The sequence below is a fragment of the Psychrobacter sp. DAB_AL43B genome (assembly GCF_900168255.1).
Taxonomy (GTDB): Bacteria; Pseudomonadota; Gammaproteobacteria; order Pseudomonadales; family Moraxellaceae; genus Psychrobacter.
Genome location: NZ_LT799838.1, coordinates 37307 through 49974, shown reverse-complemented (window position 1 = coordinate 49974; position 12668 = coordinate 37307). Strand labels below are relative to the sequence as shown.

Here is a 12668-nt window from a genome sequence, read left to right as displayed (position 1 = left end):
TAATATAAAAAGCGTGGCATTGTGAATAATAATGCCGCGCTTTTTTATGTTTTTTATTATTTATGAGATGTAGGCAGTGAAGTGTAATATCGATACATCATGTACTGCTGGTATAAATTTTTCTTGCTTGCTGTGCCTACGCAGACAGAGGCTGCAAAAAAACTATACCAGCAGTACCCTCACGTTTTTAAGGTATTTTGACGATAGCCTACTGTACCAATAGTGAAATAGGCACGCTATTACTACTATTATTTGTGCGGTTACTCCCATAACTTGAGCTTTGGTTTTGACCGTTTTGAGAGATTTGTCCGATAGTCACCCACTGCCCGCGCGGTACGATAATCGTGCTGTTTAAACGCTGACCTTGAATAGCATTACTGCCATAACTATTTTGACGATAAGAAGAATTAGATCGTACTAGCTGCTCTTCCACTTGTGATAATTTTACTTCAACTTGTCCATTAAGTAACAGTCTAGGCGTAACAGCAATGCCTTGCGTCGTTGGCAGTAATACCTGCTGCTGAATAATAATCTGTCCCGACGGTCGATTATAGGTAGGATAACTATTGGTAGTATAGGTTTGGTTTAGTGAATAAAGCGTACCTGTACTGATGCTTGCCGCACTACCAGACAGTGTTTGTACTTGATATAAATTATTGCTTTGCTGTTGGCTGTTACGCTGATTAATGATTCCTGCGCCTTGGATACCACGATTGGTGATAATCACCTGGCCTTGCTGGATATTACCTTGGCTACTGCTATTATTGCCGACACGCACAGAAACCGTTAACGCTTGCGGCTGACGGTCAATCTGTGTCAATAGCTGTTGTACCGCCTGATAATTGGCAGCACTGGTGCGAAGTACTAGCTTATCTTGATAAATGGCGACCGTACCGCCGTCACGGCTGTTATTTAATTGCTGACGAACGGCAGGCAATAATGCGTCGCCGCCATAGGTTTCTATCACGTAAGTCTCATAACTGCTTTGATTGTTGGCAGCTTGCACTGTTAACGGTAGGAGAGTCAGAGTTAACGCAAAAGCTGTTTGGCGCGCGTAGTTAGCACTTCTGACTGTAGTGATAGCCCGACTAAATACTGCTATCAGATTATATCCAAACTTATCCATATCTGACTCCTAGCCGTAATCAATAATTAAAAAGCCCTTCATTTAAATCTAGTAGCTTAAACCTAATCGTTCAAGCCTAAAACATCCTGCATGTTATATTGTCCAGTAGGCTGCTGAACGATCCAAGTAGCGGCGCGCACTGCACCAGCGGCAAAGGTCATTCTTGCGCGCGCTCGATGGGTAATCTCGACCACTTCGCCATCGGCAATAAACATCACGGTATGATCGCCAATGATTTCACCGCCACGAATCGCATGAATACCAATCGTGCCCGCTTCGCGCTCTCCAGTCTGTCCTTCACGGCCATAAACGGCAACCTCTTTTAGGTTCTGTCCACGTGCTTCTGCCACTGCCTCTGCCATCATATAAGCTGTACCGGATGGGGCATCGATTTTATGCTTATGATGCGCTTCGATGATTTCTACATCTGCCTCAATGCCAAAAGCTTTAGCAGCCATACCTAGCAATTTTAATGACAGATTGACGCCTGTTGAATAGTTACCCGCGTAAACGATAGCAACTTGCTCACTTGCTTTTGCTAGTACTTGCTCTTGCTGCTCATTAAATCCTGTCGTACCGATGACCATGGCAACATTATGCTCAGCACAGACTTGCATGTTTTGTTCAGTGGCAGCAGGCAAGCTAAAATCAATCAATACGTCGATATCATTAATCACTGCCTTTAGGTCATCAACAATCTGTACCTCTAAGCGTCCGATAGCAGCGACTTCTCCAGCGTCTGCTCCGACAAGACTTGAACCTTGACGCTCAATGGCAGCGTTAAGTGTCGTTTGCGGATTATCTTGTATCGCTTCGATAAGCATACGACCCATACGCCCGCCTGCACCGATGACACCGACCTTAATCATTTTTTTATTCTCTTTCTGACTCATATCATTACCCTAAATATTTTATTTTTGATCCGCTGTTTTTAAAATTATCCCGCTAAGTTTAGCAAATATAATGTATGAATGGTTTTTTATACCACTAACAAAAAGCCCCATTGTTTCACGTGAAACAATGGGGCTTTAGATAACTTAGCAAATCAAATAAGTTAAATTTTTAATCAAACAATTCGCCTATCTTTTTAAAGAAAGATTTTTTATGTGGCGACTGCTGATGCTTACTATCACCATCAAGCGTATCTTGAAACTGACGTAACAGATCTTTTTGCTCACGGTTTAGATTCACTGGTGTCTCGATAACCACACGGCAAATCAAATCGCCTTTCATCGTGGTACGTACTGGCGTCACGCCTCTACCGCGCACACGTAGCAGCTTGCCACTTTGCGTACCTTCGGCGACTTTGATTTTTACTTTGCCATCTAAGGTTGGTATTTCAACTTCTTTACCCAATGCGGCATCAGTAATGCTAACCGGCACATCCATATATAGATCTGCCCCTTGACGAGTAAAGACGTTGTGCGGTTTGACACGTACTTCGACGTATAAATCGCCGTTTTGCACGCCAGCGCCGCCCGCTTCGCCTTCTCCTGCTAAGCGCACGCGATCACCATCATCAACACCCGCTGGGATAGAAACTTCTAGCGTACGTGACTTGTCTTTGACGCCATTACCGTGACAGTCAGAACAAGGGTTTTTGATTTGTTTGCCAGTACCGCCACAATGTGGGCAGGCTTGTTGAACGGCAAAGAAGCCTTGCTGCATGCGCACTTGACCTTGGCCATGACAGGTTTGACAAGTCACAATATCAGAGGCGTTTTTTGCGCCCTTACCATTACAAGTGTCGCAAGGCGCAGGAGCCGTAAAGCTAATTTCTTTTTTGCAGCCACGTACCGCTTCTTCTAAGGTCAGCTCAATTACATAACGCAGGTCTGAGCCGCGACGCGAACGTCCACCGCCGCCGCCACGTGATTGACCAAAGATATCGCCAAAGTTACCAAAGATGTCACCAAAAATATCTTGGAAATTGCCGCTACCACCACCACCGAAACCGCCACCGCCCATACCGTTTTCAAAGGCTGAATGACCCATACGGTCATAAGCAGAGCGCTTTTCTTCGTTGCTCAGTACTTCATAAGCCATCGACGCTTCTTTAAACTTCTCTTCGGCATCAGGATCGTCAGAGTTACGGTCTGGATGGTATTTCATGGCAAGCTTGCGGTAGGCTCGCTTGATTTCCTTGGTTTCAACGGTCTTACTGACACCTAATACTTCATAAAAATCGCGCTTACTCATGAGCTCTCCTATCGTCTTTACAGTCCACCACTCGGTCGATTCATCAACCCGATTCATTAATACATTTTATCAACGTTAGTTAACGAACGATTATCTTAATATCGTCCATCATCGTACCCAAAGGTTTCACATGAAACATAACGGAGTATAAAGGACAGAGATGGTAATCGTATGAATCTTACAAGCAATATGGTGGGATGCTGCTTAGCCAAATCAATTATTAAAAGTTTGCGCTATTTATGGAGATGGCATCGCCGTTTATCAAGCTTTGAGGTATGGAAAGTATAAATTATGGGGTTTCCTATATATTAAAAAGGTTCTATTAAGGAATCAACAAAGGTTTTCATACCTTTATCAGGGTTAGCCATGCTAGTATTTATCGCCATATCCACGTATGTCTAAACTCTGTTTTCAGATTTATATTAATAACCATTAAGTTTGCAACAAGGTATCGATTTTTATGAAAAAGCTGATTGTTTTATTGATTGTTATTGCAGTCACTGTCTATGCAGGCTCGCCTTATTACAGCGCTTATCAGCTTAAAAATGCCTATGATGCCAAAGACGGTGCCACTATCGCAGCGGCTATTGACTATGAACGAGTGCGCCCGAGTATTCAAAACCAACTAACCAGTCAATTTGCCATGACCATGACCAAGTATCCTTTGGTCGCTGAGCTTGGCGGCGAGCCATTAAAAGAGGCGGCTAACGGCTTTATCATGCAAGCAGTCGCTGGCGCTATCACGCCGAAAAATATCGAAAAAGTCATTAACACCCAAGGTCAAGCCAATACCGCTACCAAAGAGCTGGCTGCAGCATGGGCCATCGCCAGCAATCAAGTCGACTTAAAAAACCTGATTCAAAACTTAATCATCCAGCGCGGTGATATCGATGCGGTGGTGAAAAATCAAATGCAGCAAATCATGGAAAAACAAGCGGATGAGCTTGAAAAGCAAGCTGCGCAAGGCTCTGATAGTGATAAGCCAAAGTTGAGCTATTGCGGTATTAATTGCTTTAATATTAGCGGGCAAGTGAAAGGCTATCCGCTTACCATAGAGATGCAGCGTGAAGGTCTGATTGATTGGAAAATCGTTGATATCGTTTTGCCTTAAATATCTGCCTTGTAAGACAATTTATAGAAAAACCGCCACATAAATTGATTATGTGGCGGTTTTTTTATCAGTATTAAGATATGCATTACTTAATACATTCTCCATTAGTAACTGTTTTATATATCTGCCTGAACTATTGCACACCCAAAAACTCTAAAAACTCAGGACTTTCAAAGCTCGCTTGAAACAGTACGCCATCTTCACGATAAATGGCAGGCGTCGCCATTACCGCAAGCCCTGCAGCTTTTTCGCGGTTAGCGGTCACATTGTCGGTAGTACAGCTTGCCGCTGCTGGAGTCATCTTACCTTGTAACATTGCTTTATCGAAAGCTTTACGGCGACCGTCCTCGCTCCCTTGACACCAAATGCCGCGCATTTGCTTAGGCGACTCTTCATAGATCGGATAGCCAATAGTTTTTACCGTCACGCCTTTGGCATTCAGCATCGGTAGCTGTTGATGTAGACGGCGGCAGTAAGGACAATTGACATCAGTGGCCACGTAAATAACCGCTCTTTCAGGACTAGTGGCTGGATAATTGATTAACTGCTTATCATCCAAAGTAGCAAAAACAGACTGATTTTTTTGCTTTTCAAATGTTTCATCGAGCCCAATAAACTGACCGTTTTCGATCACTGATATCTCACCATCGGTGATGTACTGGGCGTCATCTGATAACAAGAACGGTACGCCTTCTAATGTTGCGCCCCAAATGACACCTGGCACTGCGGTATAAAAGAAGGGCGTTTTTGCACTCATGTTTTTGAGCGCCTCCATATTTGCCAGTATGTCAGATTTGACACTGGCACTGACAGGCTTACCTATTTGCGCACTATTACTACGCGGCGGTACTTTAGACACTACCCGCTTACTTGGGTTCTTTTGAAGCTCGCCTTGAATGACATATTTACCATCTTTAGTGATATGTAACGGCAACTGTTCCGCCAAATTGACTTGATACATATTGGGTAATTTAGAGGGTACAATCGAGGTTATCTGCGTTTTGATACCCGCTTGAGTCAGTAATTGGCGCAAGCGGCTATCAACAGACTTACTGACTGTGCCAATAGCTTGCGTATTCTGGCTGGTTTGGCCTGCGGTTTTATTGGTCATGTCGGTAGTGCTCGGCTGCGCACAGGCAGTGGTTGCCAACAACATAACACCAATCAAACTTGCAGCTTTTAATACAGGGAGTTTCACAGAGACAGTCCTATCTGGTTTTTAATAACGACCGTTATTTAATAATGCGTGGTTAATAAGGAAAACTTTAAATAACGATAACTATATTATGTAAAAATGTAGATTAAAAAAGATAAGCAGACTGTAGCATATGAACGGATTTTTTAAAGTCTTAACGACCCAATTTTGCAAAACTGCTACTGAGCTTTAAGAGATAGGCAACACAGGCAGCCCTTAATACTAACTGAGAGCAATAACTAACAAAACTAGCAGACCGCAAAAAGCAGCACACTTTTTAGTGGCTGCTGATGTTAGAAACTGATGTCAAAACAATGTTTTTAGAGGATTGTTTTTAGAGGATTACTTTAGAATTTAATAGGGCATAAACTTAAAACTTGGCTACTTCTTCAGGTGTTAAGAAGCGACTGTCGCCTTTCTCTAAGCCGTTTAAATTGATATGACCGACACTGGCACGATGCAGCTCAACCACTCTATTACCAAAATAGCCCATCATACGTTTAACTTGATGATATTTACCTTGCTCTAACGTCAAGCGTGCATGAGTCTCGTCAATGAACTCAAGGGTCGCAGGCTTCGTTTCTTCATGATCACCTTCTAATAAAACCCCTTCAGCTACTTCTTTGATAGCATTGGCTTGTGCTGCACTATCCATAGCATCCGCTAGCGTCAGCTCGTAGATTTTGGCATGTTCGTGCTTAGGGCTGGTCACGCGATGTAGCCAGCCGCCATCATCACTGATGAGCAATGCGCCAGTCGTATCGACATCAAGACGCCCAGCAATACGTAAGCTACCAAGTTCTGGAACCGCAATGAGGTCGGTGACGATTGGGTACTCTTTGGCTTTTAAGGTACATTCAAAGCCTTCAGGTTTATGAAGTAGAATATAGCGATTGCCAGTCGCAACCGACAATGGCTCGCCTGCCCATTGTACATCGTCATTGACGATATCGACATGTACACCTGGATCTTTGATAACCTGCTCGTTTACGGTAACTTCACCAGCGTGCAGAATTTTTTTTGATTCTTTACGCGATAGTTCAGTGGCTTTACTCAGAAATTTATCTAGACGCATATATTGCCTACCATTCGTTTTGGGATACTCACTCTCAATCAAAGACCAACGACGCATGCACTTACAGGTTTGTTGTTGGCTATCTTCAATGGTTAGAAGTGGTACTATAATGAAAAATGAAATTTACACTGCGCCAAATACGGACAACAGTGAAAGTGAGACAAGTTTACCATATCCAACCTAGACCTGATGAAATATGAGCTATCAAACACTAAAACGTGCCGTCACTGCGCGCTTAGAAATTAAAAAATCTGAGTTTATTGCCTATGCTTATCCAGTCACCTCGCGTGAACAAGCGATGTTTCACGTGGAACGGCTACGTGAGCAGTATGCCGATGCTCGTCATCATTGCTGGGCTTATATTATTGGCGACCCTAATAATACTACCAGTGCAGGCTTCGATGATGATGGTGAACCAAATGGTACAGCAGGTCGACCGATATTAAATGTACTGCAACATAAAGCTATTGGTAATATTATTATCATCGTAGTGCGTTATTTTGGTGGTATCAAGCTCGGTGCTGGCGGTCTGACCCGCGCTTATGCAGGCTCGGCGCAAGCGGCAGTTGACCAGATGATATTAAGCCCTTATGTAGCGATGGCGCAAGTGCAAATATTGGCAGAATTTGCCACCGAAGCACAATGCCGCTATATCGTCGATAGCTTAAACGGCAGCATTGATGAGGTTGATTATAGTAAGCAAGTCACCTTGACCGTGACGCTTGCTGAAGCAGATATCAACAATCTAAAAGAACGCCTTGCGATGGATGGGCGGGTATTAGAGTCACCGTGACTCATGAATATTTTGAGTAACCATTCGTTCACTGAGCGTTCACTGAAAGTCATTGGTTTTGATAACTACCATCGGTATGATAAAGCACTGATTATTAACAATGATTTTCAACTGCCATTAAATAAGACGCCTTTATGTCAACTTCAAAACCTACTAAGCCTTTCGCGCCCGCTCCTTTTAAACCGCCATTTTGGCTGTCTAATCCGCATTTGCAAAGTATCCTACCTAAGTTTTTTGCGCCAAAAGCGCCCAATTATCGCCGTGTGATTAAGCAAGACTCCCTTGCTGAAACAGATATCGCTTATGATTTTTATGATGCCCATCCTATCGAACATGCAGAAAATGGGTCGCTTGAACAAACGCCATTGATTGTACTATTTCATGGGATGGAAGGTAGCAGTGACAGTCATTATGCACGCGCTTTGGCGTATCAGATGCATGCGCAAGGCTGGCACTTTGTGGTTGCCCACTTTCGCAGTTGTGGCGGCATTCCAGCTAATGGCAGGGTGTTTTATAACGCTGGTGACACGGAAGAAGTGCATCATATGTTAGAAAATTTGTGGGAGAATTATGCTCATATTTATGGCGTTGGGGTATCACTTGGCGGTAATGCACTAGCAAAATATATGGGCGAATATGGTGATAAAGCGTTATGCGAAGGCGCAGCAGTGATTTCTGCCCCCGTCGATATGTCATCTGCTGCTATTACTATGCATAGCTTTTTGAGCCATCGTATCTATACGCCGTATCTGCTCAACCCAATTATCAAAAAAGCACTGGCCAACGATTTGAGTCAAGATGAAATCAACTCTATCAAAGCGGCCAATCGCATCAGTGATTTTGATGATATTTTTACCGCGCCGCGCCATGGTTATCGTTCTAAAAACGACTATTATCACTCGTCTTCTGCCCTGCCTTATTTAAGAGATGTTACCCATCCGCTGCTATTAATTACCGCCAAAGACGATCCCTTTATTGGTTTTACCGCCACGCCAAACGATGTCTCGGACAGTGTCACTATCTTGGATACTGACCATGGTGGTCATGTCGGTTATTTGCGTTATTGTTCGGACAAAGACAAGTCACCTCATCTTTATAAAAAATCAAGATTTGATATTAATTGGATACCTGAAACTGTTAGCGCTTATTTTAACCATATTGGCGTGTCGTCTAATAAATAATAATTTGATCAACCTTAAACCTATTTTCTAACCTTTTTGAGATTGTTCTATGTATCCATTTATTCGTTATGCCAGCACCATCGCCCATGCCGCGCTACAAGTAAAAAAAGGCAATACTTTAACGTTTAAAGATACCAGTGAAATTACTTTTCGCTGCCGTTTATCAGATATCGTTAATTTTTTAGAGATGAATAATGGTCGCGTCTTCACACTTTATGATATGGGGCGTACCGACTTTGCGGTACGTAGCGGACTTGGCAAACAGCTACTAAAACAGCGTTGGGGTTTGGTGGTCGCTGGCAGTACGATTCAATATCGCAGGCGGATTCGCGCTTTTGAAAAAGTTACTATGAAAACCAAAATCGTCGCGTTCGATGAGCGTTGGATATATATCGAGCAATCAATGTGGGTCAAAGGTAAGCCTTGCTCATCTGCCTTACTGCGCACTGGCGTCACCGAAGGTGGTAAAGTCATCGAGACCGCTCGTATCTTGGCGGCTTTGGACCAATCTGATTGGGCGCTACCACCGAGCGGCTATGTAGAAGAATGGATTGTCAGTGATGCTGACCGTCCATGGCCGCCGCAGGATTAGCTTGAAAGGTCATAATTTAGTCTTTGGAACTAGATTATGACCTTTGTTTTATCTAAGAATATTTAGTACGATACTCTTCAACCGTTTGCAGTATTTCGTTGACTGTACCTTTTAGTTCCGAACCCATACGTAAGTACTCTTTCTGACGTTCGTCTTTAAGCAAAGAAATTGTAGCGTAGTAAAGGGGTTTTAACTCCTCTTTGAGATTAAACTCTACAATAATACTGAAAGCTATTTCAATTTGTCTTTTTGAAAGTAGCATTATAATTATATTCTCAAAAAACATATAAAATTTATCATCATCTTCAAACTTTATAAATTCATCCATGAATTTAGTATTTTTTAACTCATTTATGAAGCTTTTTAAGCATATAAAATCATTATTCCATAAGGCATAAAGGATATAAGAGTGTACTATAGCGATTTGATTTAGATTGATATCTATATTTTCAATAACTACTGACAATACTTTAAAAAACACCTCCTTATATTCATAAAAATTATTATTAAATATAATAAATAGTAAGTATGACAATTCAAGTGCTGCAAAATTTGTTTTTTCAAGCAGTTTTAGGCCATACACTTCTGGTTCAAAGCTTTCTGGTCTTACTAGGTATAATGTGTGTAAATTAAATAAATAGTCTTTTATTGTTAGGTTTTTAAAGTTATTTTCTACTAACTGGTATGCTTCTTCTATTTTATTTATACTCACTAGCTCTCTTAGAGGTATCTCTATATTTTTATAATCACTATTCTGATAATCTATCATTCTTCCTTTATTTCTAAATTGCATTCCATCTACAATTGACTTTTTAATTTCACTATCAATTTTTTCTGAAGCTAAAAGTGCACTGAAGTATACATCCGATACATTAGTCTGATTAGTTTCAATATTGAAAGCAGCTTCTAAAAACCTTGTTGATAACTCTCTTTCGTCACACCAACTCTCCAAAAATCTTGTAAGCCACAGAACACGACGCTTATCTGTCTGATTTCCATATCTCATGAGATACCAGATATTAAAGAAACGTTCTTTGATAATGTATAAGTGATTCTTAGTATCTGTCTCAATTTTATCGACTACCCATTGTTGCTGTAGCTTTACCAACTGCGCAGATACTGTCTTACTTGGCAAGCGAGTTTGCTCAGCGATTTCCTTGGTACTCATTGCATCCCAATTCATCGCTATAGTATGTACAATCGCTTTTTGTTGACGTGATAAATCGTCCATTCGATGTTTATACAAGGGTGTAGTCTTATCAATAGTTTCCTCTAAGTAAGCGTAACTACTTTCTTTTGCCCCTTCCATGATAATTTGAAATAGCAATACAATAGTGCGAGGTACGCCATCAGTGAGACGTCTAACCGCTTCGATACGTTCAGGATGTTCAGTGATAATTTCTTCGATAGTCTTTATCGCTTCTTCATTAGTTTGTTGTGCTAAAGAGCGCAACAGTTCATGCATTTCCGTTTCATTAATTGACTTTAAATTAATCAATTTGAAAAACTGGTAGAACGGAGCTGATACATCAAAATGTGCTTCTAGTGATTGGCTTGAACCACCAATAAGCCGAATATGCGGATGTAGACTCAACACTTCACGCAGTTGAGCATGCTCAATATCATCAAAATCCTTAAATAACTCTCCTAAATTATCGACAAAAACGATAATTTTTTGCTTATTTTTATTTAAATAATGTTGTATAAGCTCCCAAGCAACTACCGCATCATCGTCTAAGCTCAAGACTTGTTGAAATAGCTCTGAATACAGCTGAACATCATGTTCTGCTAGCTTTTCAGCGATACGCAGCCAAAAAGTAAATAGCGATAATATACCGTACTCTTCTTCATTCAATAAGATAGGTATCAGCCATTTACTTAATTTGTCATCTTCAGCAATTTCATAGGAAAGACGAGATAATAGAGTGGTTTTACCTGCTCCTCTTACGCCTTGAATAAGGTAATGAGTCTCTGGATGAGTCATTTTACTCGTTTGAATATCCTTCCAGATGCGTTGGTATTCTTTTTTACGAATACTAAAACCCGCCTTTAGCAACTGAGCATCTATATTTTGAGTATTATATAAAAGGACTGAACGACTCATCGTATCCGTTGTCTCGTTTTTTTTATTTTCCATAACGATTCCACCAGCGCTTGAGTAGAGGTGAAGTAAATTTATAAGTATTATCTTCTGTTTGATTGAAAAGATAGCCTTCGTGTTTAAGACAGGTCAATACGTAATTAGCATTAACGTTATCTTTATAGTCTGCATGTTGGCTTAAGTTAAAAATATCGGCGTATGGTAATGATTCATCATGGTCACAAACAAGCGTTAATATTGATTCAGCGAATAACCTTTCTTGCTTTTCTAGCCGATTTAAACGTTCGCGCCAGTGAGAAAACTTTGTCTTCGTCTCTTGCTCAAACAGCTGTTCAACACACTTTAAAATGTCCGACTCTTCCAGTAGATGGCTATCATCATAGTTATCAACTATTTCTTCGCAAACTAAAGCAAGGTAGTAAGGCATATTCCAACCCACTTGCTTGATGATAATCTCTTTTAAGTGGTCAGTTATTATCCGTTCCGAAGACTTACTAAAATAAAAATCGATAAATTTCTGAGCTTCTATGTCTGATAAAGGCTCAATCGTTGTATGGACGAAAACATTAATCAAATTACTAAGATTGAGTTTCTTGGCTACTGTATCCAGTCCGATAGAGCCTGTGAATATAAAGCGTACTTTCTTATTAAAGTTGACGTCTTGGCACATCTCTCTGATACCTGATAAAAACTTAATAGCTGCTATTTCGCCATGCTTTTTATGGATATTAATGAGAGCATCAGGGAATTCATCAATAGCGATTACTAGAATAATATCTGTCTCCTTCAAACTGTCCATTAATACTTGACGAATAACGTCTGTATCAATGATAGGAGGTTCATCACTAGTCTTTTTATCAGCTGCTAGCTTTACTCCAAACGCCTCTATTGAAAAATCAATTGAGAGTTTACTGAACCAGCCATTTAATTTATTAGATACATTGGCAGTATTAGTTACAAACTCTGACTGTGTAATGGACTTCAGCAGTTTCATATAGAACTCTTGTGCGTCCGTACAATCTTGAACATAGCTGTATATAATGGCATAACCTGGTTTAGGGTTGTCTTTCAAATGATGCAGCAAAGAAGATTTACCTACACGTCTTGGGGCAAGTAGTAGCAAATGGTCACCTTGAGCAATTTTTCGCCATATTCTTTTTTCATCTTTCGGGCGTGGAAAATAATTATTTCCGTAAACTATATTTCCTGTGCTCATTTTAACATCTCTACTTAACTATAGATTTATAGTCATAATACTTAACTACAAAACCGTAGTCAAATACTTTAGCTACAAA

At 40.9% G+C, this 12668-nt stretch carries 11 protein-coding genes; 4 read left to right on the top strand and 7 right to left on the bottom strand.

The features are described from left to right. Positions 1-208 precede the first annotated feature (208 nt). From DABAL43B_RS00200 to dnaJ, 3 genes are all read right to left on the bottom strand, one after another. Positions 209-1126, bottom strand: a complete 918-nt coding sequence (locus DABAL43B_RS00200) for a hypothetical protein (RefSeq protein ID WP_079690518.1) — start codon at positions 1124-1126, stop codon at positions 209-211. A 62-nt stretch (positions 1127-1188) separates the two neighbouring features. Continuing rightward, complete coding sequence (gene dapB, locus DABAL43B_RS00195) at positions 1189-2019, bottom strand: 4-hydroxy-tetrahydrodipicolinate reductase (RefSeq protein WP_079690516.1); 831 nt, start codon at positions 2017-2019, stop codon at positions 1189-1191. Positions 2020-2188: 169 nt separating this feature from the next. Next, positions 2189-3325 (bottom strand): molecular chaperone DnaJ, encoded by a 1137-nt coding sequence (gene dnaJ / locus DABAL43B_RS00190; RefSeq protein WP_079690515.1) that lies wholly within the window; start codon positions 3323-3325, stop codon positions 2189-2191. A 460-nt stretch (positions 3326-3785) separates the two neighbouring features. Here dnaJ and DABAL43B_RS00185 point away from each other — a divergent pair, with 460 nt between their 5' ends. Next, positions 3786-4436 (top strand): DUF2939 domain-containing protein, encoded by a 651-nt coding sequence (locus DABAL43B_RS00185; RefSeq protein WP_079690514.1) that lies wholly within the window; start codon positions 3786-3788, stop codon positions 4434-4436. Between the two features lie 133 nt (positions 4437-4569). On the opposite strand, the gene DABAL43B_RS00180 is transcribed toward DABAL43B_RS00185, so the two are convergent. Then, positions 4570-5634, bottom strand: a complete 1065-nt coding sequence (locus tag DABAL43B_RS00180) for a disulfide isomerase DsbC N-terminal domain-containing protein (RefSeq protein WP_079690513.1) — start codon at positions 5632-5634, stop codon at positions 4570-4572. 367 nt (positions 5635-6001) lie between these two features. Next, complete coding sequence (locus DABAL43B_RS00175; RefSeq protein WP_079692974.1) at positions 6002-6706, bottom strand: pseudouridine synthase; 705 nt, start codon at positions 6704-6706, stop codon at positions 6002-6004. Positions 6707-6902: 196 nt separating this feature from the next. Between DABAL43B_RS00175 and DABAL43B_RS00170 the strand changes: the two genes are divergently transcribed. The 3 genes from DABAL43B_RS00170 to DABAL43B_RS00160 all read left to right on the top strand — a co-directional run bounded on the left by DABAL43B_RS00170 (position 6903) and on the right by DABAL43B_RS00160 (position 9272). Further along, a complete protein-coding gene (locus DABAL43B_RS00170) occupies positions 6903-7499 on the top strand; it encodes a YigZ family protein (RefSeq protein ID WP_079690512.1) in 597 nt (198 codons plus the stop codon). Positions 7500-7633: 134 nt separating this feature from the next. Further along, a complete protein-coding gene (locus DABAL43B_RS00165) occupies positions 7634-8680 on the top strand; it encodes a YheT family hydrolase (protein ID WP_079690511.1) in 1047 nt (348 codons plus the stop codon). Positions 8681-8729: 49 nt separating this feature from the next. Further along, positions 8730-9272, top strand: a complete 543-nt coding sequence (locus DABAL43B_RS00160) for an acyl-CoA thioesterase (protein ID WP_079690510.1) — start codon at positions 8730-8732, stop codon at positions 9270-9272. A 52-nt stretch (positions 9273-9324) separates the two neighbouring features. Here DABAL43B_RS00160 and DABAL43B_RS00155 read toward each other — a convergent pair whose 3' ends face one another. Together DABAL43B_RS00155 and DABAL43B_RS00150 are read right to left on the bottom strand one after the other, a co-directional pair. After that, entirely contained in the window at positions 9325-11409 is a 2085-nt protein-coding gene (locus tag DABAL43B_RS00155) for a helix-turn-helix domain-containing protein (RefSeq protein ID WP_079690509.1), read from the bottom strand. Then, complete coding sequence (locus tag DABAL43B_RS00150; protein ID WP_079690508.1) at positions 11399-12589, bottom strand: hypothetical protein; 1191 nt, start codon at positions 12587-12589, stop codon at positions 11399-11401. Before DABAL43B_RS00150 ends, DABAL43B_RS00155 begins: the two co-directional genes overlap by 11 nt. Positions 12590-12668: the final 79 nt, after the last annotated feature.